Below are 23,673 nucleotides of genomic sequence, written 5' to 3'. Positions count from 1 at the left end.
GGGGTGTGCGGTGATGATCACCTCCGCGACCGAACGCCCTGGAAGCGTGGGAATTTCCGGCCTTGGCCCGGTCAGCTGCCGGGTGTGCGCCGTGAGGGTGGGTGACCACATTCACCGCCCTGTGCCCGTCGGGCTCACCACCCTGTGTGCCCGACGGGCGCACCGGCGACATCCCGGGTTTCCGGTTGACCGCGAGCGCCGTCGTCAGTCCCAGGTCGCTGTGGCGGGGTCGACGCCGTGGGCCAGGGCGTTGGCGGTGATGACGTCGTGGAGCCACGGGGTGAAGCCCGGTGCCAGGGCGTCGTAGAAGTCGGTGTAGCCGGGGTCGTCGAGGTAGCCGCGGGCGAGGCAGACGTGCATGGCGTGCGTGCAGTCGAAGTACGGGGTGAAGGAGTCGCGGTGTCGTTCGGCCAGGGTGTTCGCCTCGGGGGTGCCGGGGTGCAGGCCGGAGCGGAACGCGGCGGTGAGGTCGGCGTGCAGGGCCTCGGTCGCCGCGGTGATCCGTTCCCATTCCGCGCGCGTCCGGCCCTCGGCGCGTTCGGCGTACTGGGCCCACGCGGCGGTGTCGCCCCAGCGCGCGCGGGCCTGGTCGACCCAGGCGGGTTGCCAGTGTGGGCCGAACAGGGCGATCTGTTCCTCGTCGGTCAGCGCGATGCCGGAGTGTCCCGCCTCGATCATCCGGTCGACGGCGGCGGCCATGCGCTGGAGCCGAGCGATCCGGGTGCCCAGCCGCGCGCGTTGAGCACGCAGCGTGGCCAGGCCCGCGTCCGTGGACGCGTCGAGCAGCGCGCCGATCTCGTCGAGTGCCACGCCGAGCTCGCGGTAGACGAGCACGCGCTGGCCTCGGGCGAGATCGGCGACGGTGTAGAGCCGATAGCCCGCGGGGGTGCGCTCGGACGGGCGGACCAGGCCGATGGCGTCCCAGTGGTGCAGGGTGCGAACGGTGACGCCGAGCAGTGCGGCCGCGGCGCCCACCGTCCGGCGATCGAGTTCGGGCACGGCCCCCAGTGTGCCGTGCCCGACCCGCGTCACGGCGCCTCGATACCGATCGACCGCAGATGCGCGGCCGCGGCGCTGTCCGGGTCGTAGGCGCGGGCCGCCGTCATGATCACCCGCACGTTCTCCGGCGTCCGGACCTCGAGTTCCAGCGAACCCCACGGCATCGACCGCGGCCCGGCCGTACACCCCGGCACGAGCGATTCACACGCCGCGGCGATGGCGTGGATCTCGCCGAGCACACAGGAGAAGCTGACCGTCAGCGCGCTGTCGGCCTGCCGTTCCCCCGGCACGAGCAGGACATCCTGAAAGGCCCACCGCCGCAGGTGCGTCACCTGCCCGGGCACCGAGAACAGATCGAAGAACCCCAGTCCCCGCGACCAGAAGTCGACCGAGACATCGAGGTCGGTGGTCGGCACGGTGACGAACATCGGCATGCCGTAGATGCCACGAAAGAGGTCCGGAGCGACGGTGTCGGGGCCCGGCACGGGAACCGGGCTGATGCCGAAAGCGGGGAATGTGTCGGTCATGCCAGGCATCGTCGCCCCTGACGCCACGTGAGGGTCAAGGCCACACCATTGGGTGATCGGCGAGTGGCGGGATACGGTGACGCCGTGATTCTTTCCACTGAGAAGGGCGTAATGCGCCTCAGCCGGTGAACCCCGGACGAGCTCCCGGCGCCCGCCGTCGTGCGCGCGCAGCCTCGAGCGGCACCAGCAGGATCTCGTTCGACTATCGGCCGGGACCGCCCGGACGGACCGATGTCCACCAGATATTGCCGCGCATCGACACCATTCCCCTCACCGATCTCATCGACACCTTCGAAGTCCACGCTGGCATGCAGCCCGCAGGGGACGCGTACGGCGGCGTCATCCCTGAATTCTTCCGGTTCCATTCAGCGACAGCCCTTTTCCACGGCTCCTCCGGCCTCACCAGCGACCAGAAAACCCCCGTGCTCGCGTGCAGCTGTGGGGTGGTGGGTTGCTGGCCGCTGTTGGCCCGAATAAGCCTGACCGGCGACCTGGTCGTGTGGGACAGCTTCGAACAGCCCTTCCGCACCACTCGCGACTACACCGCGTTCGGCCCGTTCCTGTTCGACCGCGACCAGTACGACGACGCCATCGACAGACTCGATGTCGCGGTTGCCGCCCGATTGCGAGAAGTAGCGACCGAGTAACGGCGACGGCCACACCAGAGGGGCACCATCCGAACACATGTTCGAATAAGCGCGCTAGACTGGCCTGCATGTCGCTGCCCCTGCAAGGTTCACTGTTCGACGGTGACGCGGTGGCGTTGGGTCCGATCGAGGCGATCCGGCGTACACCGCTCGACGCGAACGCCTGGGTGGATGTGTTGCCCGGTTGGCTCGGTGGCGCGAGCACGGTGTTCGAGCGGCTGGCCGAGCGGGTGCCGTGGCATGCGGAGCGCAGGCCGATGTACGACCGGGTGGTCGACGTTCCCCGGCTGGTCTCGTTCTACGGCGAGAACGATCCGCTGCCGGACCGCATTCTGGTCGCCGCGCGTGACGCGCTCAGCGCGTATTACGCCGCGGAGCTGGGCGAACCGTTCCGCACCGCGGGGCTGTGTTTCTATCGCGACGGTCGCGACAGCGTGGCCTGGCACGGTGACACCATCGGTCGCGGTGCCACCACCGACACCATGGTCGCGATCGTGTCGGTCGGCGCCGCGCGCTCCCTGCTGCTGCGCCCGCGCGGCGGTGGCGCCAGCGTGCGCTTCACCGCCGGACACGGTGATCTACTCGTCATGGGTGGCGCGTGTCAACGCACCTGGGAACACGCGGTACCCAAGACCACGCGCCCGGTGGGGCCGCGTATCAGCATCCAGTTCCGACCGCGCAACGTGCGCTGAGTTCACCCCGCCCGCAACACCGAACCGACCATGGCGCGCACGGCCGCGCGCAAACGGTCGCCCTCCCCCGCCCTGGCCAGCCGCTGACCGGCCTCCCCGCCGACCGCGGACAGCAGCAGCGCGCCGACGACGTCCGCGTCGATGTCCGGACGCACCTCACGCAGCAGCGTGGCGATGTGCTCGGCCCAGAAGGCGTGGAATTCGGCGCTGCGCGGATGCGGGGGCATGGCCTGATAGGCGGCGATGAGTTCCACGTCGTCGGTGAACAGACGGGTGATCGCGTCGAAGAACGCCAGCAGCCGCTCGTCGGCCGCGGCCCCGGGCCCCAGCGGTGGCGGACCGTCGGTGACCGCGTTCATCAGCGCGATCGCCCCCTCCGCGACGAGCTCGTAGAGCAGCCCGGACCGGCTGCCGAACCGGTGGAAGATCGTGCCCTTGCCGACGCCCGCGGCGGCGGCGACGCGGTCCATCGTCACCCCGGCGGCACCGTGTTCGGCCAGCAGCGCGGCAGTCGCGTCGAGGATCGCGCGCCGGTTGCGCGCGGCATCGGCACGTTCGGTGGGACGGCGCCCGGTCATCACACCCGCTTTCCCGGCAGCCGCCGATCCGTTGACAAGTTGACCGCCGGTCCATATCGTCGTCGTGACAATATCTGGACCGACAGTCAACTTATGAAGTTCTGATGCAGGCAATCGTAATGACCGCGACCGGCGGGCCCGAGGTGCTGGTCGCCGAGGAGGTCGAGCGGCCCCGTCCGGGCGCGGAGCAGGTGCTCGTGCGCGCCGAGGCGATTCCCGTGCTGTTTCCCGAGACCAAGGTGCGCTCGGGCGCGTTCCCGTCCCCCGCGCCGCTGCCCGCGGTGTTCGGATTCCAGGCAGCGGGCGTCGTCGAGGAAATCGGCGACGCTGTCGATCCGTCGGTGCGCGGAGCGCGCGTGGTGGCCTCGACCAGCGGATTCGGTGCGTACGCCGAATACGTTGCCGTCGACGCGGATTCGGTGACCGTCATCCCGGACGGACTCGACACCGAGCAGGCGGCCGCCGCCCTCATGCCGGGCTCGGTGACCTTGGCGCTACTGGCTGCCGCCCGGGTCGACGCGGGTGAGACCGTCCTGATCGAGGCGGCCGCGACCGGCATCGGCAGCTACCTCACCCGGCTCTGCGCGGCGGCGGGCGCGCGGGTGATCGGCACGGCGGGCGGCCCGGAGAAGATCGCGCTCGCCCGCGAGCACGGCGCCCACGCGGTCCTCGACCACTCCGTTCCCGACTGGGCGGAGCAGCTGCCCGAGGTCCTCGCGGGTGGCACGATCGACGTCGTCTTCGATTCTCTCGGCGGCGATTCGGTGACCCCGCTGCTGGACCTGATCACTCCCCTGCGCGGCCGCATCCTCAGCTACGGCTGGCTCACCGGCGCACCCGCCCAGCTCACGGCGACGGACCTGATCCTGCGTGGCCTCACCCTCACCGGTTGCGCGGGAACCGCCTGGCTCGCCGAGGTCGCCGCGCAGCGGTCGGCCGCACTGGCGGCGGTGGTCGACGGAAGGCTGGCTCCGGTCGTGGACACGGTGCTGCCGTTGGCGGAGGCCGATCGGGCTCACCGCAGGCTGGAAGATCGACGCGCGTCGGGCGCGGTGCTGTTGCGGCCCTGATCCGGATTCGCCCGGTCAGGCCACGACAGGCCGGATGTCGGTGCCTGGCCGTAGGATCCGGGACATGGGGAGTCCATTGATGCCGCACGTCCGCTCGGCCAATGCGCTGACGGCGCGGTGGTGCGCGACGTTCGGGGGCGAGGACACGGTGGTGTCGGCGGCGGGGGTGTGGCCGTTGCTCGCGATTCTGGCGGGGTGCGCGGAGGGGCCCACGCGCGCGGAACTGGTTGCGGCAGCCGGTGTTCCGGCCGAGTACGCGCACGCCGCGGGGCTGGAGTTGCTGAAGACGCTCGACGCGTCGCGGGAGGTGACGACGGCGATCGGGGCGTGGGTGCGGCCGGAGCTGCCCCTGCGCGAGGAATGGGTGCGCAGTATGCCCGCGGGAACGGTGGGCACCCTGCGCGGCTCGGCACAGTTGGACGCGTGGGCACGCGACCATACCGACGGGCTGATCGAGAAGTTCCCGGTGCCGATCACCGAGCGCACGCTGTTCGCCCTGGCCACCGCGCTACTCGCGCGCACGCGATGGGCGAAGCAGTTCGACGAGGTGCTGTTCACGCCGGAAACCGGCCCGTGGCAAGGACATCGGGGCCCGGGTCTGTACCGCCGGAGCTACCCGGACGGTTCGGTGTCCGTCCTCGACGACACGGTCACCCGCGTGGTCGTGCGCGGCCGTGGTGAGCTCGATGTCCACCTGTTGATCAGCGCCGACGGGCCCGCGCGGGCACTCGACGCGGGCCTCGCGGCACTGGACGGGGCTCTGGCGGTCCGTACCGATCCGGCACCGGGTACCGTCGCACTCTGTCTCGCGGTGGAGCGGCGCGAGGTCTTCGGTGGCGACGCCGTGTATCTCACGCTTCCGCCGTTCGAAGTCCGCGCGAAGCACGATCTTTTCGCCCGTGCGGCACTGTTCGGTCTCACCGCGGCGCGGGACACGACCCGGGGGCATTTCCCTGGCCTCGCGGTGCAGCCGGTCGCGCTCGACGCGGCCGCGCAGGAAGTGGTCGCGCGGTTCGACGCCGCCGGGTTCGAAGCGGCCGCCGTCAGCGCGGTGGCGATGACGCCGGGCGGCGTTCCGCAGCCGACGATGTCGACCATCACCTCGGTGCGGATCGATCGTCCGTTCGGCTTCCTGGCCGTGGACCGGCCGACGGGGCTGGTGCTGGTCGCGGGCCAGGTCACGCGGCCGCCCCGGGAGTGGTCGCGTCCGGCCGAAATCGACGGTCCCGGCCGAATGCCGGGTGTGCTGGGGTGAGTGCGGTAATTGTTCTTGTCGATCACGTTGTTCAGCAACAGGATTCGGTTTCGACACGACTAGCGGAGGTCGTATCCTGGTAGGGGTCCGCACAAGGTTGCACAGGGGGTCGTGGTGATCGTCGTCGTCGCGGACGAAACCGAACTCGAAGGCGCAGAGCAGATCGTCGGCGCGGCGATCCGTGACTGGGTGTCCGAGGCCGGTGGTGTCGCCGTGTTCCGGTGCCATGTGGCCGAGAGCCGCGGCGGGTCCGTCGAGGTCGACGCGCTGGTGTGCACGCCGCAGGGTGTCACGGTGGTGGAGGTGAAGGGATTCACCGAGCGTCAGGCGGGCATCCTGGCCACCCCGCCGAACGGCCCGTGGACCATCGACGACGAACCGGCCGCGCTGTATCACGCCACCCGCGTGCCGAATCCGTTCGTGCAGGTGCGGCGCCAGGTCTTCGCGGTCAAGAACCTGCTGCAGCAGGCGGGCATCTTCGGCTGGGTCAACGCGGTGATCGCGCTGGTACCCCAGCCCGGCTCGGCCATCACCCTCGAGGAGACACGCATCGCCGACGGCTACCGCGCCGTCCTGGTCGACCGCGACGACCCCACCCCCCTGCACGACTACTTCCACGCCGAGACCGGCCGCACGGTCCGACTCGGCGTCCACGATGTCGGCCGTGTCTTCACCGCGCTGAACCTGCACCACCTGCTGCCCGGACCCGACGCCCTGACCGGCCAGGGATTCCCCGCCGATCTCGACACCACCACCAGCCGCCCGGTGACCCCGCCCCCGGTCGACATCCCCGAGCCCCCCGCCGAACCCGTGCGCGAACCGAGCGCCCCACCACGCATGACCTCCCGCATCGGCCAGTCGGCCACCCCCGCCTTCCTCGCCGCCATCGACCGCCTCGCGCACCGGCCACCCCGGGAGGACGTGGACGATCGCGCGGAGGTGGAGCGGGCGACGGCCAGCGAGGTCGAACGACGCTCCCCGCGCGCAGAAACCACCGAGTCCGCTTCCGAGGGGCCTGGCTCGACGCAGTCCGCCGCGAGTACGAACCGCGAGGACGCGCCAGCTGTGGTCGCAGAACTCCCTGCCCTTCCGTCCGCGGCACGTCCGGATGTCGTTCCGGAACCCGAATCCGATGCCGCCGAGGCGCGAACCGATGAGCAGGCATCGAGGCCGGACGAGGACGGCCCGGCTCCTGCGGCGGTGACCGGTCCAGATGTCGAGCCGAGCTCGTCGGCCACCGGGCCGAACACGGACACGGTTTCGCTGGTCAAGGCGGTGTCGCTGGTCAAGTCGGCAGGACCGGCGCCTCGGGGCACGAGCGCGGTTGCTCTCGGGGCAGCCCCACACGAAGCCGAACCGACATCTGCACCGCACTCCACCGCCGGGGCAGACGACCAGTTCGCGAGCACGTCCACGGGAACCGACGACGATTCACGCTCGGACGACGCGCCAGACGACCGCGCCGCGAGCAGGTCCACGGAAACCGGCGAGGAGAGCTCCGACGCCGAGGATGCGTCACGCTGGGACGACGAAGCAGACGACGGGTTCTCGAAGAGATCCGCGGCGACAGGCGAGGGATACTCCGGTCCCGGGGACTCCGCACGCTGGGATGACGAGGACGACGACTGGGACGAGCAGGACCCGTACGAGGACGACGACGCACCGCGATCTTCCTCGTGGTCCGGCGCCGCGACGGGTTCGCAGGGCTCGGGATACGGGCGAGCGGCCGGATTCGCCGCGGCCGGGGCAGCCGGGGCGGCGGTGGCCGCGCACGCCGGACGGTCGCGGGGCCCCTCGGAAAACCCCGTGCGGCAGGAGAACACCGAGCACTGGAGCGACTGGGTCGAGCGGGATCGCACGGCCAGGCAGTCGATCTCGCAGGCGAGCCGTCCGGCGGGTGGGTCGTGGCTGGAACGGTGGCGCAATCGGCCGGTCCGGGAGCGGCGGACCTCGCCGCTGCGGCGGGTACGGGTCGGGCCCGGAGTGGCGTTGGTGCTGTTCATCGCGCTGTTCGGGGCGGGGTTCTTCGCGATCACGGCGGTGCAGGCGAGCCGGTTCGAGATGTCGGACTACGACCGGATGTGCGGGGAGAATCGCACGCCGTTCCCGAACGCGGCCGCCTACGAACGCGACGGGCCGAGCCCGATCTATCTGTCCGGCGATCTGGGCGGCATGGTCACCCGCGACGACGCGCGCGCCTGGCGGCCGACCGATCCGGGCACGGCCCAGCTCATCGCCTGCATGAAACAGCTCGAGCTGCGCGAACTCGTGCAGACCTGCCAGTACGCGCCGGGCCCGGGCGAGCCGATCGGCCGCACCGTCAACCTGTTCCGGGCGAGCTACGAGGTGGTGGTCTACGAGTTGCGGACCGGCCGCGAGGTGGCCAGGGCGGTCATGTTCGGCGACCGCTTCTCCGCCGACCCGGCGAATATCGACCCGGACCGCTGCCGCGCCGCCGCCGACGCCCCCGACTACCTCGGCAGGCGCCTCGGCCAACCGTCGGCCGCCCAGGTCACCGGCTTCCTCACCCCGGTCGTCCACCCCGAACGCTGACCCACCTTGACCTCGAGCCCACTCGAGGTTGCAGGATCACCATGTGCCTCGCGCACACCCCGACACCGCGCCACCCGGCGCCGGTCGCGCCTCCGCCGGGCCACGTACACTCACCGGCGGAGGCCGTCGGGAGCACCCGTCCGAGTTCCGTTGCGGCTCTGGCAAGCTGGGCCGGTGGAACCGTCACATGGACCGCAGAGCACGCCGCCGAGCCCGGAAACCACGCCGCCCGCCGGACAGTGGCACCCGCCCGCCGGTAGGCGCAAACGCCCCGGCTACCGCGAGCAGCGGGCACGCAACGCGCGCTGGTTCGGCGGACGCCGGAAGTGGGTGTGGATCGGAGTGCTCGGCGTGATCGCGGTGGCCATGAGCGCGCTCGTCGTCACCGGTATCGCCGAATCCGACTTCCGCCGGATCGCCACCGGCGACTGCGGATACTTCTCTAGAGCCTCGCGCGGCGCCGACCAGTGGGAGCGGCGCCCGTGCGATCATCCCGAGGCGGTGCTGATCGTGACCCAGGCGCCGAGCAAGCAGAAGTGCGCGGTCGGCGATTCTCCCTTCGGAAAGTCGGGTCGGCGCAAGAGCTGGTGCACGCAACTCAATGTCGCTGTCGGGGAATGCGTCAACGATCCGAAGAATGTGAACGCCTGGCTGAACCGTTTGCGCAAAGTGCCCTGTGCGGCGGGCGCATTCGTCGTCGACACCCGGGTGGCCGCTCGGGATCCGCGGGTCTGCGCGACGTCGGCGAAGACATTCGCGGTGACCGAGGCGATCACGTACGCCCGGCCCCCGGTCTCGTACTGCCTGCATCGGATCTGAGGACGAAACGACGACAGCCGCGGATCCGGAGTGGATCCGCGGCTGTCGGGGAACGAGGGTCACGCCGAGGCGGTGATCTCCCATTCGTAGATCATCAGGTCCGAGGCACCGGTGGTGTGCACCGGGTCGGTGTGGGCGATCGCCGTCGCGGCATCGAGGCTGTCGGCCAGGATCACGTAGGCACCGCCGGTGCCGTCGGTGAACTTGCCGCTCTCCTGGAGCTGACCCTTGGCGATCAGCTCCTGCAGGAACACACGGTGCGGTTCGATCACCGAGGCGTCGAACTTCGGCGTGCGCATGACCATCACCAGGTACTTGTTCGCCACGGGTCAGTCCTCCGGGTCCGGGCGCGGGGCCCGGGTGGCGGCCGCGGCGGCCCGCACCTGCGGCGCGACCTGCACGACCTGACCGAGCACACCGTTCACGAACGACGGCGAGTCGTCGGTGGACAGTTCCTTGGCCAGCTCCACGGCCTCGTCGACCGCGACGACCGGCGGCACGTCGGTGGCGTGGAACAGCTCCCAGACCGCGATGCGCAGGATCGCCCGGTCGACGGCGGGCAGCCGCGACAGTGTCCAGTCCTGCAGATACGACTCGATGGTGCCGTCGACGCGGTCGAGATCGTCGGCGACGCCCTCCACCAGGGTGCCGGTGTAGGCGTGGACCGGGGCGACACTCTGGTCGCGGGTCGCGAGCTCGGCGCGTTCGGCGAGCAGGTCGGAGACGTCGACGTCACGCGCCTCCGCCTCGAACAGCAGGTCGACAGCGCGGCGGCGGGCCTTGTGGCGCGCGCCGAGCTTCTTGTACGAGCCCTTCTTGTCCGGGGAGTCCGCCACGATCAGGCGTTGACGCGGCCGAGGTAGCTGCCGTCGCGCGAGTCGATCTTCAGCTTGTCACCGGTGTTGATGAACAGCGGGACCTGGACCTCGGCGCCGGTCTCCAGGGTGGCGGGCTTGGTGCCGCCGGTGGAGCGGTCGCCCTGCAGGCCGATGTCGGTGTGCTGCACGATCAGCTCGATGGTGACGGGCAGTTCCACGAACAGCGGCGCCTCCTCGTGCACGGCCACCTGCACGCCCATGTTCTCCAGCAGGAAGCGCGCACCGTCACCGATGGTGGCCTCCGCGATGGAGATCTGGTCGTAGGTCTCGCCGTCCATGAAGATGTAGTCGCTACCGTCGTGGTACAGGTAGGTCATGTCGCGACGGTCGACGGTCGCGGTCTCCACCTTCACACCGGCGTTGAAGGTCTTGTCGACGACCTTGCCGGACACGACGTTCTTCAGCTTGGTCCGCACGAACGCGGGGCCTTTGCCCGGCTTCACGTGCTGGAATTCGATGATCTGCTGGAGCTGACCGTCGATCTTCAGCACAAGGCCGTTCTTGAAGTCGCTGGTGTCCGCCACTGTCCTCGGATCTCCTCGTTCGTTTACTGCGGGTCTGGGTGCGACCGGCGTCAGTCGACGACGGTCAGGTCCTTGGTGGTGAGGGTGAGCAGTTCCGGGCCCCCTTCGCGCACCACGAGCGTGTCCTCGATCCGGACCCCGCCGCGGCCGGGAAGGTACACACCAGGTTCGACGGTCACCGCCACGCCAGCAAGAAGTGTACCGGTACTCGTTTTGGCCACTCCCGGCGCTTCGTGGATCTGCAGCCCGACCCCGTGCCCGAGACCGTGCACGAACTGGGGGCCGTACCCGGCGTCCTGGATGACGACCCGGGCCGCGGCGTCCACCTCGCGGGTCTCGGCGCCAGGCTTCAACGCCTCGCGACCGGCCCGCTGGGACAGGGCGACCAGGTCGTAGATCTCGCGCTGCCAGTCGGCGGGTTCGCCGAGCACCAGGGTGCGGGTCATGTCGGAGTGGTAGCCGTCGACCACCGCGCCGAAGTCGAATTTCACGAAGTCGCCCGCGGCCAGGACCGCGCCGGTGGGCCGGTGGTGCGGGATGGCGGAGTTGGCGCCCGCGGCGACGATGGTCTCGAAGGAGATGGCCTCGGCGCCGTGGTCGAACATGGCCCATTCCAGGTCGCGGGCGACCTGACGTTCGGTGCGGCCGGGCCGGATCAGACCGCGGTCGAGCAGGGTGGCCAGGGCCGCGTCGGCGGCCGCGCAGGCCGCGCGCAGCTGGGTGATCTCGTAGTCGTCCTTGACCATGCGCAGCTGCTCGACCAGCCCGGAGGTGGGCACCAGCTGCAGGCCGGTCCGCTGCTCCTGGAAGGACTTGTGCTGGTCGACGGTGACGATGTGACTCTCGAATCCCATCCGGCCCAGTTGCCATTCCCCGGCCAGTTCGAGGATGCGTCGTGCCGTCGCGCGGGCGATCTCGGCGCGCAGATCGGGCACCTGGGCGGCGACCTGCGCGGAATAGCGGCCGTCGGTGCCGAGGACGGTGTGGTCCTCGGCGCCGCGCATGTCCCAGGAGTGCACCAGCAGAACGGCATTGGAGCCGGTGAAGCCGGTGAGATAGCGGATGTTGATCAGATCGGTGACCAGCAGCGCGTCGACGCCGTTCTCCACCAGCAGGCTCCGCAGGGCGCCACGCCGTGCCGCGTGATCGGGACCCGGGTTGTCAGCACACATGGGACAACGCTACCGCCCCTCGCGCGACACGTCGGCACCGAACACCGGACTCGTCGCCGAGGTGGCACAACTGGATATCGGCCTGTCCACAACCGGAGAAGTTGTCCACAATCGCCGGAGAGGGCTCGATCGGACCGGCGTACGGCAGCACGATCGACGCATGACCACTGCCGCGTATTGCCTGCTCGTCGCCTGGTGTTTGCTGCTGGGTGTCATCGATGTCCATGCCCGCCGTCTGCCCAACGCCCTCACCGGCGTCGGGGCCCTCGCCGTCTTCCTCTTCGCCGGATGCACCGGCCAGCTCGCCACCGCCGTCATCGGCGCCGCGCTGCTGACCATGCCGTATCTGGTGGTCCATCTCCTCTCCCCCGCCGCGCTGGGCGCGGGCGATGTGAAACTGGCGGTCGCGCTGGGTGCCGCCGCCGCGCTGGCCGGGCCGCCCGCCTGGACCTGGGCCGCCGTCGCGGCGCCGGTGCTCACCGGGGTGGCCGCGCTGGCCGTCCTGGGCAGGCAGTGGGTGCGCGACCGCCTGCGACACGCCGTCGACCGGGCCCGCTCCACGGGCGGCCGGAGGCTGGTTCCGCACGGCCCCGCCATGTGCCTGGCCACCGTGTCGGCGATGGCGCTGACATGATCGGCGGCACGGCCCACCGGCCCGATCGGGTCGCCGAGACGACGGGTCCGAGGGCTCCCCGGAGGGCGTCGGTGCGGCACCGTCGCGGGGTCGGGCGGCATCGCGCGGCCGGGTTCGGCGCCGACGTGCCGCTCGTCACGTCGGACCACGTCACCACCTACGCGTGTCGACGTGGGAAGATGGTCGGCGTGTTGCGCTGGATAACTGCCGGAGAATCCCATGGTCCCGCTCTCGTCGCCCTCCTGGAAGGGATGGTCGCCGGAGTCGAGGTGACGTCGGAGGATGTCTCCGCTCAGCTCGCGCGCCGCAGGCTCGGCTACGGGCGCGGCGCCCGCATGAAGTTCGAGGCCGACAAGGTCACCCTGGTCGGTGGTGTGCGCCATGGCCGCACCATGGGTGGCCCGGTCGCCATCGAGGTCGCCAACTCCGAGTGGCCCAAGTGGACCGAGGTGATGTCGGCCGACCCGGTCGACGAGGCCGAGCTCGCCGGGATGGCGCGCAACGCGCCGCTGACCCGGCCGCGTCCCGGGCACGCCGACTACTCCGGCATGCTCAAGTACGGCTTCGACGACGCCCGTCCGGTGCTCGAGCGCGCCAGTGCGCGCGAGACCGCCGCCCGGGTGGCGGCGGGCACCGTGGCCCGGAACTTCCTGCGCCAGGCCTTCGGTGTGGAGGTCGTCTCGCACGTGGTGTCGATCGGCACCGCCGCCAACACCACCGGTGTCGTTCCCGGCGCTGGCGATCTCGACGCCATCGACGCCAGCCCGGTCCGTGCCTTCGACGCCGACGCCGAGGCGGCGATGATCGCCGAGATCGAGGCCGCCAAGAAGGACGGCGACACCCTCGGTGGTGTCGTGGAGGTCATCGTGGACGGCCTGCCGATCGGGCTGGGTTCGTTCATCAGTGGTGAGCAGCGCCTGGACTCGCGCCTGGCCGCCGCCCTCATGGGCATCCAGGCGATCAAGGGTGTCGAGGTGGGCGACGGTTTCGAGACCGCGCGCCGCCGCGGCAGCCAGGCCCACGACGAGATGCGTCCCGGTCCCGACGGTGTGCTGCGCTCGACCAACCGCGCCGGTGGTCTGGAAGGCGGCATGACCAACGGTGAGGCGCTGCGCGTGCGCGCGGCGATGAAGCCGATCTCGACGGTGCCGCGCGCGCTGTCGACCGTCGACATGTCCAGCGGTGAGGAAGCCGTCGCCATCCACCAGCGCTCGGATGTGTGCGCGGTGCCCGCGGCCGGTGTGGTCGCGGAGTCGATGGTGGCGCTGGTCGTGGCGCAGGCCGCGCTGGAGAAGTTCGGCGGCGACTCGCTGGCCGAGACCGTCGACAACATCACCAGTTACGTCAAGCGGATCGGCAACCGTCCGCACGTGCCCGCGGACAGCCGTACGTCGTGACCGAGTCGGGGCAGCAGGGGGCCGCGGACGACACCGCGGGCCCCACGCCTGTCGCGCCCGAGTCGGCCGGTCCCGACGGCGAGGCGGCGAACGCGCCGCGCGCGCGGGTCGTGCTGGTCGGCCCGCCCGGATCGGGCAAGTCCACGATCGGGCGCAAGCTGGCCAGGGAACTGGGCGTCGAGCTCTACGACACCGACGCCGGGATCGAGGCCGATACCGGTCGCAGCATTCCGGAGATCTTCGCCACCGACGGCGAACCGGAGTTCCGCCGGATCGAGGAACAGGTCGTGCGCCGCGCCGTGCTCGAACACGAGGGCGTGGTGTCGCTCGGTGGCGGCTCGGTGCTCTCCGAGCGCACCCGCGCGGTGCTGCGCGGGGCCACCGTGGTGTACCTCGAGATCAGCATCGGCGAGGGGCTGCGGCGGACCGGGTCGAGCAATGCCCGCCCGCTGCTCAACGGCGCCGACCCGGCCGCGAAATACCGTGAGCTGATGACCATCCGGCGGCCGATCTACCGCGAGGTCGCCACCGTGCGGGTCCGCACCGACGGCCGCAGTCCGGGTCGAGTCGTGCGGATGATCCTGGCCAAGCTCGGGCTGGAATCGGTGCGCACCGACCTCGACACCGAGCGCAGGGCCGGAAACGCCACTCCCCCGGCGAGTTCGACGAGCAGGCCGGGTATCGGCAGCAATCGGTCCAGGGCGCGACGGCGGGCCAGGGCGCGCGCGGCGGCGGCCCGGCGCGCGGAGAACGCGGGCACCGTCGAACAGCCGACGTCCACCGATCCCGGCCGGAACCGTTCCGGCACACCCCGATCCGAGGGCGAGACCACCGCGCAGGGCGCGGGCACCCGCACCGGCCAGGGCGAACAGCGCGCGGCGGGCACCCGGCGCGCCCGTCGGCCCCGGTCGCGGCGCGGTGGCGCGCGCATCCGGACCGCCGCGGCGAACCGGGACGCCGCACGCACGGCCACCCAGGGCGAGCGCGGCACCCCGGCCGACACCGGAACACGCACCGGCACACCGGAATCCGCGGGCCAGCGCGCCGGAACGGGGCAGTCCGGCACCACCGAGCGCGCGGATCGCACCCGGCGCACACCGCGCCGCCGCGGCAGACGCACCACCAACGACCAGAAAGAATCGGAGCAGCGCACGTGACAGAGCCGACCACCATCCAGGTCCGCACCGCCGACCCGTACCCGGTGATCATCGGTCGCGGACTGCTCGGCGACCTCGTCGAGTCCGTGTCCGCGGGCAATGCCGTGCGGACCGTGGCGATCTTCCATCAGCCGCCGCTGGCCGAGACCGCCGAGGTGGTGCGCAAGGCACTGGCCGACACCGGCATCGACGCGCACCGCATCGAGATCCCCGACGCCGAGGACGGCAAGGATCTGGCCGTGGCCGGGTTCTGCTGGGAGGTGCTCGGCCGGATCGGGCTGACCCGCAACGACGCCATCGTGAGCCTGGGCGGTGGCGCGGCCACCGACCTGGCCGGTTTCGTGGCCGCCACCTGGATGCGCGGCGTGCGCATCGTGCACGTGCCGACCACGCTGCTGGCGATGGTCGACGCGGCGGTCGGCGGCAAGACCGGCATCAACACCGAGGCGGGCAAGAACCTGGTCGGCAGCTTCCACGAGCCCGGTGCCGTGCTGGTCGACCTGGCGACGCTGGAGACGGTGCCGCGCAACGAGATCGTCGCGGGCATGGCCGAGATCATCAAGGCCGGTTTCATCGCCGACCCCGTGATCCTCGATCTCATCGAGGCCGATCCGGCAGCCGCCCTCGACCCGACCGGGGAGGTGCTGCCCGAACTGATCCGGCGCGCCATCCAGGTCAAGGCCGATGTGGTCGCCGCCGACCTCAAGGAATCGAGCCTGCGCGAGATCCTGAACTACGGCCACACCCTGGGTCACGCCGTGGAGCGCCGCGAGCGCTACCGCTGGCGCCACGGTGCCGCCGTGTCGGTGGGGCTGATGTTCGCGGCCGAGCTGGGCAGGCTGGCCGGGCGTCTCGACGACGCCACCGCCGACCGGCACCGCACCATCCTGGAGAGCGTCGGCCTGCCGGTGAGCTACGACGCCGACGCGCTGCCGCAGCTGATGGACGCCATGCAGACCGACAAGAAGACCCGCTCGGGCGTGCTGCGTTTCGTGGTGCTCGACGGCCTGGCCAAGCCCGGTCGCCTCGAGGGCCCGGACCCGAGCCTGCTGGCCGCCGCCTACTCGGCGATCGCGCGCGAGGACAAGCCGGGCGGGGCGATCCTGCTCTGAACGAATGTGCCCACCGCTGGAAGGCGGTGGGCACATCGGTCGGGCGATGACGGCGAGACTTCTCCCGCCCGCGCACCGGAGGCGGTTAGGCGGTGGCGAGCTCCGGTTCGCCGGTGACCTCGGCGGTGTCGGCCGACTCGCGGGCGCGGCGCGCGCGCACGCCCGCGAACGCGACACCCGCCATCGCGGGCAGGAAGATCAGCAGCATGATGAACGAGGCGGCCGAGGTGAGTTCGAACAGGGCGCCGCTGTCGCCGAGTTCGACGCGCGGCAGCTGATCCAGGGCCCAGCACACCGCGCTGCTGCTCAGCCCGGCACCGAATCCGGCGGCCAGCCAGCGCACCGTGAGGTCGGTGCCGCCGGAGCGTCCGTCGCGCAGACCCCAGACGACGGCCGTGCCCACGAGCACAACCAGGCAGGCCCCCCGCCACAGCATGCCGTAGGTCGGCAGCGTCGCCATCGCGAATCCCAGCAGGACCCGCAATGCGACGACCAACGCGCCGAGACTGATGGCTCGTAACACCCAAGCGGTCATGGGCAACACCTTAGCGGGCCAAAACTAGAACCGGTATCAATTCTGGGTATCGGCGAGCTCGTCGAGCGCCGCCGCCATGGCCGCGCGCGGCGCGGGCTGCCCGGTGAACAGCTCGACCTGCCCGTAGGCCTGGTTCAACAGCATCTGCAGTCCGCTGACCACCGTGTGCCCGGCGGCGGCCACGGCCTCGGCCAGCGGGGTCGGCCACGGGTTGTAGATCGCGTCGAGCACCACCGGTGCCGCGGCCACCGACTCCGCGACGGCGGCCGCCGCGGTCGACGGGATCGTGCTGACCACCGCACCCGCCCGCGCGCAGATGTCGGCGAGCGCGGCCTCGTCGAAGCCGATCGTCGACACGGCCATGCCGAGGCGCTCGGCGAGGTCCAGCGCGTCGCGCGCCCGTCCGGCGTCGCGGGCGACCACGGTCACCGCCCGCGCGCCCAGTTCCGACAGCGCCAGCAGGGCGGGCCGCGCGGTGCCACCGGCACCCAGCACCACGCCCGCACGCAGCGTGTCGACACCGCCGCCGCGCAGCGCGCCGAGCACGCCGTCCACGTCGGTGCAGTCGGCCAGCCAGCCCGCGTCGGTGCGCACCAGGGTGTTGGCCGAGCCGACCAGCACCGCGCGGTCGGTGCGCGCGTCCGCGTGGGCCAGCGCGGCTTCCTTGCCCGGCATGGTCACCGAGAGCCCGACCCATTCCGGGCCGAGCCCGTCGACCAACGCGGGCAGCTGCTCGGCGTCGCACTCGACGCGCTCGTAGCTCCAGTCCAGGCCGAGGGCCCGGTAGGCGGCCAGGTGCAGCTGCGGCGAACGCGAGTGCGCGATCGGCGTGCCGAGCACCGCCGCCTTGCGCGGCTCAGCCACCGTAGGGCCGGGAGCTGTCGAGGATGCCGCTGCGCTGGGCCTGGGTGACCAGGCGCAGGTGCTCGGAGTAGTCGTCGGTGAACAGCGTCGTGCCCTCCTTGTCGACGGTGACGAAGTACAGCCAGTTCCCGGGTTCCGGGTTCTCCATCGCCTCCAGCGCGCCCAGGGAGGGGGCCGAGATCGGGGTCATGGGCAGGCCGTGCATCGCGTAGGTGTTCCACGCGGTCTCGGTGGCGCGGTCGGCGTTGGTGGTCGCGACCTCGGTGGTGTCGAGGGTGTAGTTCACCGTCGAGTCGAACTGCAGCATCTGGTCGACCTTCAGCCGGTTCACGATCACCCGGGCGACCTTGCTCATGTCCTGCGGCTTGGCCTCCCGCTCCACCAGCGAGGCGGCGACGAGGGTCTCGTACGGCGTCAGGCCGGTGGTGGTACCCGACTTCAGCAGCCCGGTCGACTCGTAGCGTTGCACGCTCGAGGTCACCAGCTGGCGCAGGATCTGCTCGGGGGTGCCGCTCGGATCGAAATCCCAGGTGCCCGCCGCGATCAGGCCCTCGAGCTGACGCGCCCGGTCCGGGCAGTCACGCACGCCCTGCATCGCCCATTCCGGCACGCCGAGTTTGGCCAGATCCAGGCTCGCGCCCGCGGCGTCGAGCTGTTCGTAGGTGACGCATTTCTGGTCGGCACCGTAGCAGCTGGCCTGCGCGATCTTGCGGTAGATGCCGTCGTAGCGGCCACCGGTGCTCACGTCGTGCTTGTCGTGCAGCAACCGCCCTTCGGAGACGATCACATTGCCGACGCGGGCCTTGCCACCCACCAGGGTGGTGACGGCGTCGGCGGCCGGGCTGTTCACGCCGATCGCGTAGAACCCGGGCTGCACGCTGTTCATCCCCGAGTTGCGCACGGCCGCTTGATAGAACGCCTCGCGGCTGGCGACCACGCCCTTGTCGTGCATGGCCTCGGCGATCTGGGTCGCGGTGTCGCCCTGGTGCACCTGCACGATGACCTGCGCGCCGGGCGGCCCGCTGAAATCGGCGGCGGGAGTGAGACTGCCGATGAGTTTGTATCCGGCGAAACCGGCACCGGCCACCACCAGCACCATGAACACACCGGTGATCAGCCACATGTTGCGGCGGCGCCGCTTGCGCTCGGCCGCCTTGCGCGAGGCGATCCGCGACCGCTTGCGACCGGCGGGCCGGGCGCGCTTGCCGTCACCCTCCTCGGCACGAGACTTCCCGCGGGCGCCGTCGCGCGGCTTGGGCCGCGCGCCCTCGCGGGGTTTGCGGTCGGCAGGGGCGGCGCGCTCGCGGACGCGGCGCGGCGGGGCGACCGGTTCCGGCTCGGGTTCGGGCTCGGCGTAGAGCTCGTCCTCGTAGCGCGGGATGACGTCGGTGCCGTCCTCGTCGTCCCAGCCGGGCGGACCCGACGGCGGCTCCTGCTCCGTGCGCGCGGTGCGGGCGTCCAGGCCCCAGTCGTCGCGCCGGGGGTAGCGCCGATCAGCTTCCCGCGCCCGGTAGCGTTCCTCGGCCCTGGCCCATCGGTCGGTCATGCATCATCTCCGACCGCATTCGTCGTCTCTGCGTCCTTCAACACCGAACTCCGCTCGTCCAACCATCCTTGCAGGATCGACACGGCTGCCGCCTGATCGATCATCTGCCGCTGGCCACGTGCGCGAACTCCACTGTCGCGCAGCGCACGTGCAGCAGACACCGTAGTCAAACGTTCGTCGGAAAGGCGTATCGGAATCGGGTCGATCACCCTTCGCAACTGCTTGGCAAATCTACGCGCGATACCCGCCGCCGTACCGTTTTCCCCGCGTAGCGTGCGTGGCAGACCGATGATCACCTCGACCGCCTCGTACTCCCGCACGATCTCGGCAATTCTTCCGATGTCGGCGGGTGGGCCGCCCGCGCGACCGGATTTGGCGCGCGGGACGGTCTCCACCGGGGTGGCGAGGATGCCGTCGGGATCGCTCGAGGCGACCCCGATGCGCACGCTGCCGACATCGATGGCGATGCGGCGCCCGCGCCCGGGGTCGGTCGCCGGATCCGGTCGATCAGCGGCGGTGTCGTCGGCTGAACCGGGGGTGGTCATCAGCCGACGAGTTCGGCCACCCGTGCGCGGACCGCGGTCAGACCCGCGGGGATGCCCGAGGGGTCCGAGCCGGAGCCCTGTGCCATCTCCGGCTTGCCACCGCCGCGACCGGCGATGCTCGGGCCGAAGGCGCCCACCAGGTCGCCCGACTTGACGCCGAGGTCCTGGGCCGCCTTGTTCACGGTCACCACGAACGGCGCCTTGCCGTCGACGTCACCGAGCAGCACGACCACCGCCGGATCAGTGCCCAGCCGTCCGCGGATGTCGGTGGCCAGGGTGCGCAGGTCGCCCGCCGCGACGCCGGTGGGCGCGGCGGCGGCGACCAGACGCACCGCCCCGACCCGCTCGGCCTGCTCGGCGAAGGTTCCCGCCGAGGACAGCACCGCGGCGATCTTGGTGCGCTCGAGTTCCTTCTCGGCCACCTTGAGCCGCTCCACGAGCTGCTCGACGCGACCGGGCACCTCCTCCGAGGGCACCTTCAGCGAGGACGCGACACCGGCGAGCAGCGCGCGCTCCTTGGCCAGATACTTGTAGGAGTCCAGGCCGACGAACGCCTCCACACGCCGCACGCCCGAGCCGACCGAGGACTCACCGAGCACGGTGATCGGGCCGATCTGCGAGGAGTGCTCGACGTGGGTGCCACCGCACAGCTCCATCGAGAACGGGCCGCCGATCTCCACGACGCGCACCTCGTCGCCGTAGTTCTCGCCGAACAGCGCCATGGCGCCCATTTCCTTGGCCTTGGGCAGATCGGTGACGAAGGTGTTCACCGGGAAGTCGGCACCGACGGCGTCGTTGGAGACGGCCTCGATATCGGCCTTCTGCGCCTCGGAGAGCGCGCCCTGCCAGTTGAAGTCGAAGCGCAGGTAGCCGGGCTTGTTCAGCGAACCGGCCTGCACGGCGTTGGGGCCGAGCACCTGCCGCAGCGCGGCGTGCACCATGTGCGTGCCGGAGTGCCCCTGGGTGGCACCGCGCCGCCAGGCCGGATCGGCCTGGGCCAGCACCACATCGCCGTCGGTGATCTGCCCCTGCTCGACGGTGGCCTTGTGCACCCACAGCTTCTTGGCGATCTTCTGCACGTCGTTGACGCGCAGCTTCAGCCCGTTGGCGGTGATGCTGCCGCGGTCGGCGATCTGGCCGCCGGACTCGGCGTACATCGGGCTGCGGTCGAGGATCACCTCGACGTCCTGGCCCGCCTGCGCGGCGGGGATCCGCACGCCGTCGGCGATCAGGGCCAGCACGGTCGCCTCGGAGGTGAGCTCGTCGAAACCGGTGAACTCGGTGGCGCCCCGGTCGACGAGTTCCTTGTAGACGGTCAGGTCGGCGTGCGCGTGCTTGCGGGCCTGGGCGTCGTCCTTGGCGCGCTGACGCTGCTCGGCCATGAGCGAGCGGAAGCCCTCCTCGTCCACCGAAAGGCCCGCCTCGGCGGCCATCTCGAGGGTGAGGTCGATCGGGAAGCCGTAGGTGTCGTGCAGGGCGAAGGCGTCCGAGCCCGCGATCTGCTTGCCGCCCTTGGACTTCACCGCGGAGGCGGCGTTGTCGAAGAGGGTCTCCCCGGTGTTGAGGGTCTTGAGGAAGGCGGTCTCCTCGCCCACCGCGACGGTCTCGATGCGCGAGAAGTCGGTGGCCAGTTCGGGGTAGGACGGCGACATCAGGTCCGAGACGACCTTCATCAGCTCGGCCATCACCGGCTGCTGGGCGCCGAGCAGGCGGGCCGAGCGCACGATGCGGCGCAGCAGGCGGCGCAGCACGTAGCCACGGCCGTCGTTGCCGGGGTTCACGCCGTCGGCGATGAGCATGGCCGAGCTGCGGACGTGGTCGGCGATGACGCGGAAGCGCACGTCGTCGGCGTGCTCGACGCCGTAGGAGCGGCCGGTGAGCTGCTCGGCCTTGTCGATGATCGGGCGCAGCAGGTCGGTCTCGTAGACGTTCTCCACGCCCTGCAGCAGCATGGCGACGCGCTCGACGCCCATGCCGGTGTCGATGTTCTTGCGCGGCAGCGAGCCGATCGGCGGGTGGCCCTGCTTGGGGCTCAGGTCACCGCGGATGTCCTGCATGAACACGAGATTCCAGATCTCGAGGTAGCGGTCCTCGTCGGCGACGGGGCCGCCTTCCTTGCCGTAGGCCGGGCCGCGGTCGTAGTAGATCTCCGAACAGGGACCGCCGGGACCGGGCACGCCCATGTCCCAGTAGTTGTCCTTGCCGTCGCGGAACTGGATGCGCTCCTTCGGGATCCCGGCCACGCGGTGCCAGATCTCGGCGGCCTCCGGGTCGGACTCGTAGGCGGTGACCCAGATGCGCTCGGGATCGAAACCGAAGCCGCCTTCCTCCTGGGACTTGGAGATCAGCTCCCAGGCGAAGGTGATGGCGCCTTCCTTGAAGTAATCGCCGAAGGAGAAGTTGCCCGCCATCTGGAAGAAGGTGTTGTGGCGGGTGGTCACGCCGACCTCGTCGATGTCACCGGTGCGCACGCACTTCTGCACGCTGGTCGCTCGCGAGTACGGCGGCGCTTCCTGACCCAGGAAATACGGCTTGAACTGGACCATGCCCGCATTGACGAAGAGCAGGTTGGGGTCGGCCAGGATCAGCGAAGCACTGGGGACCTCGGTGTGTCCGGCACGGACGAAATGGTCCAGGAACCGTCGTCGAATCTCGTGGGTCTGCACAAATACCCAGCCTACCGGTGCGGCGCACGTGGTTTTCCATCGCCCGGGGTGGTCCGCACCACTGGGCGCGCCGGTCAGCGGCCCCGGACGATGCGGCGCAGGCGGGTGACCCGGGGGCCCACCTCGCGTTCGTAGCCGTGGTCGGTGGGCTCGTAGTAGTCGGTGCCGACGAGTTCGTCGGGGGGATACTGCTGGGTGACGACGCCGTCGCGGGCGTCGTGCGGGAACTTGTAGCCCTGCGCGTTGCCGAGGCGGGCGGCGCCGGAGTAGTGGCCGTCGCGCAGATACGGGGGCACCGCGCCCGCCTTCCCGGCCGACACATCCGCCATCGCCTTGCCGATCGCCGAGGTCACGGCCCCAGATTTCGGGGCGGTGGCCAGGTGGATGGTGGCCTGCGCCAGGGCGAGTTTGCATTCGGGCAGCCCGACCTGCTGGACCACCTGGGCGGCGGCGGTGGCGGTCTGCAGGGCGGTGGGGTCGGCCATGCCGATGTCCTCGCTGGCGTGGATCATCAAGCGGCGCGCGATGAATCGCGGGTCCTCCCCCGCCGCCAGCATGCGGGCCAGGTAGTGCACGGCGGCGTCGACATCGGAGCCGCGGATGGACTTGATGAAGGCGCTGATCACGTCGTAGTGCTGGTCACCGGCGCGGTCGTAGCGCACGGCGGCCTTGTCGACGGCGGTTTCGACCAGTTCCAGGTCGACGATGCCGTCCTCGGCCGACTCCGCGGACGCCTCCAGCGCGGTCAGCGCCCGCCGCGCGTCACCCCCGGCGATGCGCACCAGATGGTCGAACGCCTCGTCGGTGACGGTCACCGCGCCCGCCAGTCCACGCTCGTCGACGACGGCGCGTTCCAGCACGGCCCGGATGTCCTCGGGTGTCAGCGATTGCAACTGCAGGATGAGCGAGCGCGACAGCAGCGGGGCCACCACCGAGAACGACGGGTTCTCGGTGGTCGCGCCGACCAGCAGCACGATCCGGTTCTCCACCGCCGCCAGCAATGCGTCCTGCTGGGTCTTGGAGAAGCGGTGGATCTCGTCGATGAACAGCACGGTCTGCTCGCCCGCGGTCATCCGTCGACGCGCCAGGTCGATGACCGCGCGCACCTCCTTGACCCCGGCCGACAGCGCCGAGAGCGCCTCGAACCGGCGGCCGGTGGCCTGCGACAGCAGCGAAGCGAGGGTGGTCTTGCCGGTGCCGGGCGGCCCGTAGAGCAGCACCGAGGCCGCGCCGGAGCCCTCCACCAGACGGCGCAGCGGCGAGCCGGGGCCGAGCAGATGCTGCTGACCGATCACCTCGTCGAGGCCGCGCGGGCGCATGCGGACGGCGAGCGGGGCGCCCGGATCGCGACGGATCATCGCGTCGGCGCCGGGCTCGGGGTCGGCGTGCGCGCCGGGCACGTCGAAAAGACTCTCGCTCACACCGAGCAGGGTACCGACGAGGTCGGACAGGTCCGCTCGAGTGGCACCGACGCGACGCGAAGATGGACAGTCGACCAACATA

Annotated in this window: 22 protein-coding genes and 1 pseudogene; 10 read left to right on the top strand and 13 right to left on the bottom strand. The window is 70.9% G+C overall.

Going from position 1 to position 23,673, the window contains the following annotated elements; genetic code table 11:
• Positions 1 to 204: 204 nt before the first annotated feature.
• Both QC180_RS19675 and QC180_RS19670 read right to left on the bottom strand, forming a co-directional pair.
• Positions 205 to 999, bottom strand: a complete 795-nt coding sequence (locus tag QC180_RS19675) for a MerR family transcriptional regulator (RefSeq protein ID WP_278264238.1) — start codon at positions 997 to 999, stop codon at positions 205 to 207.
• Between the two features lie 29 nt (positions 1,000 to 1,028).
• A complete protein-coding gene (locus QC180_RS19670; RefSeq protein ID WP_278264237.1) occupies positions 1,029 to 1,526 on the bottom strand; it encodes a VOC family protein in 498 nt (165 codons plus the stop codon).
• Positions 1,527 to 1,651: 125 nt separating this feature from the next.
• Between QC180_RS19670 and QC180_RS19665 the strand changes: the two genes are divergently transcribed.
• Both QC180_RS19665 and QC180_RS19660 read left to right on the top strand, forming a co-directional pair.
• On the top strand, positions 1,652 to 2,173 hold the full coding sequence (locus QC180_RS19665) for a hypothetical protein (protein ID WP_278264236.1): 522 nt from the start codon (positions 1,652 to 1,654) through the stop codon (positions 2,171 to 2,173).
• Positions 2,174 to 2,241: 68 nt separating this feature from the next.
• A complete protein-coding gene (locus QC180_RS19660) occupies positions 2,242 to 2,865 on the top strand; it encodes an alpha-ketoglutarate-dependent dioxygenase AlkB (RefSeq protein WP_278264235.1) in 624 nt (207 codons plus the stop codon).
• A gap of 2 nt (positions 2,866 to 2,867) precedes the next feature.
• Here QC180_RS19660 and QC180_RS19655 read toward each other — a convergent pair whose 3' ends face one another.
• Positions 2,868 to 3,443, bottom strand: coding sequence for a TetR/AcrR family transcriptional regulator (locus tag QC180_RS19655; protein WP_278264234.1), 576 nt, complete (start codon positions 3,441 to 3,443; stop codon positions 2,868 to 2,870).
• Positions 3,444 to 3,547: 104 nt separating this feature from the next.
• Here QC180_RS19655 and QC180_RS19650 point away from each other — a divergent pair, with 104 nt between their 5' ends.
• The 4 genes from QC180_RS19650 to QC180_RS19635 all read left to right on the top strand — a co-directional run bounded on the left by QC180_RS19650 (position 3,548) and on the right by QC180_RS19635 (position 9,140).
• The gene (locus QC180_RS19650) at positions 3,548 to 4,513 is read left to right on the top strand and encodes a quinone oxidoreductase family protein (protein WP_278264233.1); all 966 of its coding nucleotides are present in this window, start codon (positions 3,548 to 3,550) and stop codon (positions 4,511 to 4,513) included.
• Positions 4,514 to 4,577: 64 nt separating this feature from the next.
• Positions 4,578 to 5,768 (top strand): serpin family protein, encoded by a 1,191-nt coding sequence (locus QC180_RS19645; protein ID WP_278264232.1) that lies wholly within the window; start codon positions 4,578 to 4,580, stop codon positions 5,766 to 5,768.
• A gap of 111 nt (positions 5,769 to 5,879) precedes the next feature.
• Positions 5,880 to 8,321, top strand: a complete 2,442-nt coding sequence (locus tag QC180_RS19640) for an NERD domain-containing protein (RefSeq protein WP_278264231.1) — start codon at positions 5,880 to 5,882, stop codon at positions 8,319 to 8,321.
• 342 nt (positions 8,322 to 8,663) lie between these two features.
• On the top strand, positions 8,664 to 9,140 hold the full coding sequence (locus QC180_RS19635) for a hypothetical protein (RefSeq protein ID WP_278264230.1): 477 nt from the start codon (positions 8,664 to 8,666) through the stop codon (positions 9,138 to 9,140).
• A gap of 59 nt (positions 9,141 to 9,199) precedes the next feature.
• Here the strand turns inward: QC180_RS19635 and QC180_RS19630 are convergent, their stop codons facing one another.
• The 4 genes from QC180_RS19630 to QC180_RS19615 are packed head-to-tail and all read right to left on the bottom strand — an operon-like array spanning position 9,200 to position 11,714.
• On the bottom strand, positions 9,200 to 9,466 hold the full coding sequence (locus QC180_RS19630; RefSeq protein ID WP_278264229.1) for a YciI family protein: 267 nt from the start codon (positions 9,464 to 9,466) through the stop codon (positions 9,200 to 9,202).
• Positions 9,467 to 9,469: 3 nt separating this feature from the next.
• Positions 9,470 to 9,976, bottom strand: a complete 507-nt coding sequence (gene nusB / locus QC180_RS19625) for a transcription antitermination factor NusB (protein WP_278264228.1) — start codon at positions 9,974 to 9,976, stop codon at positions 9,470 to 9,472.
• Between the two features lie 2 nt (positions 9,977 to 9,978).
• On the bottom strand, positions 9,979 to 10,542 hold the full coding sequence (gene efp / locus QC180_RS19620; RefSeq protein WP_278264227.1) for an elongation factor P: 564 nt from the start codon (positions 10,540 to 10,542) through the stop codon (positions 9,979 to 9,981).
• 50 nt (positions 10,543 to 10,592) lie between these two features.
• A complete protein-coding gene (locus QC180_RS19615; protein WP_278264226.1) occupies positions 10,593 to 11,714 on the bottom strand; it encodes an aminopeptidase P family protein in 1,122 nt (373 codons plus the stop codon).
• 160 nt (positions 11,715 to 11,874) lie between these two features.
• On the opposite strand from QC180_RS19615, the gene QC180_RS19610 reads away from it, so the two are divergent.
• The 4 genes and pseudogenes from QC180_RS19610 (at position 11,875) to aroB (ending at position 16,014) form a co-directional block, all read left to right on the top strand.
• Positions 11,875 to 12,348: a prepilin peptidase gene (locus tag QC180_RS19610; protein WP_278264225.1), complete on the top strand. Its 474-nt coding sequence runs from the start codon at positions 11,875 to 11,877 to the stop codon at positions 12,346 to 12,348.
• Positions 12,349 to 12,536: 188 nt separating this feature from the next.
• Entirely contained in the window at positions 12,537 to 13,745 is a 1,209-nt protein-coding gene (aroC, locus tag QC180_RS19605; RefSeq protein ID WP_278264532.1) for a chorismate synthase, read from the top strand.
• A 110-nt stretch (positions 13,746 to 13,855) separates the two neighbouring features.
• Positions 13,856 to 14,338 (top strand): annotated as a pseudogene (locus QC180_RS19600) (shikimate kinase); the annotation flags it as partial.
• A gap of 560 nt (positions 14,339 to 14,898) precedes the next feature.
• Positions 14,899 to 16,014 carry a 3-dehydroquinate synthase gene (gene aroB, locus QC180_RS19595; RefSeq protein ID WP_278264224.1) on the top strand — a complete coding sequence of 372 codons (1,116 nt, stop codon included), beginning with the start codon at positions 14,899 to 14,901 and terminating at the stop codon, positions 16,012 to 16,014.
• A gap of 85 nt (positions 16,015 to 16,099) precedes the next feature.
• On the opposite strand, the gene QC180_RS19590 is transcribed toward aroB, so the two are convergent.
• The 6 genes from QC180_RS19590 to QC180_RS19565 all read right to left on the bottom strand — a co-directional run bounded on the left by QC180_RS19590 (position 16,100) and on the right by QC180_RS19565 (position 23,591).
• The gene (locus QC180_RS19590) at positions 16,100 to 16,549 is read right to left on the bottom strand and encodes a B-4DMT family transporter (RefSeq protein WP_278264223.1); all 450 of its coding nucleotides are present in this window, start codon (positions 16,547 to 16,549) and stop codon (positions 16,100 to 16,102) included.
• A 36-nt stretch (positions 16,550 to 16,585) separates the two neighbouring features.
• On the bottom strand, positions 16,586 to 17,413 hold the full coding sequence (locus tag QC180_RS19585; RefSeq protein WP_278264222.1) for a shikimate dehydrogenase: 828 nt from the start codon (positions 17,411 to 17,413) through the stop codon (positions 16,586 to 16,588).
• Positions 17,406 to 18,959: an endolytic transglycosylase MltG gene (gene mltG, locus QC180_RS19580; RefSeq protein WP_278264221.1), complete on the bottom strand. Its 1,554-nt coding sequence runs from the start codon at positions 18,957 to 18,959 to the stop codon at positions 17,406 to 17,408. The genes QC180_RS19585 and mltG overlap by 8 nt, the downstream gene beginning before the upstream one ends.
• A complete protein-coding gene (gene ruvX / locus QC180_RS19575; RefSeq protein WP_278264220.1) occupies positions 18,956 to 19,504 on the bottom strand; it encodes a Holliday junction resolvase RuvX in 549 nt (182 codons plus the stop codon). The genes mltG and ruvX overlap by 4 nt, the downstream gene beginning before the upstream one ends.
• Positions 19,504 to 22,170 (bottom strand): alanine--tRNA ligase, encoded by a 2,667-nt coding sequence (alaS, locus tag QC180_RS19570; RefSeq protein ID WP_278264219.1) that lies wholly within the window; start codon positions 22,168 to 22,170, stop codon positions 19,504 to 19,506. Before alaS ends, ruvX begins: the two co-directional genes overlap by 1 nt.
• Before the next feature lie 74 nt (positions 22,171 to 22,244).
• Positions 22,245 to 23,591: a replication-associated recombination protein A gene (locus tag QC180_RS19565; protein WP_474646491.1), complete on the bottom strand. Its 1,347-nt coding sequence runs from the start codon at positions 23,589 to 23,591 to the stop codon at positions 22,245 to 22,247.
• Positions 23,592 to 23,673 lie beyond the last annotated feature (82 nt).

Source organism: Nocardia anocheti, from assembly GCF_029675105.1.
Lineage (GTDB): Bacteria > Actinomycetota > Actinomycetes > Mycobacteriales > Mycobacteriaceae > Nocardia.
Note: the sequence above shows the minus strand (reverse complement) of the source record. Positions and strands in the feature narration are given on the sequence as shown.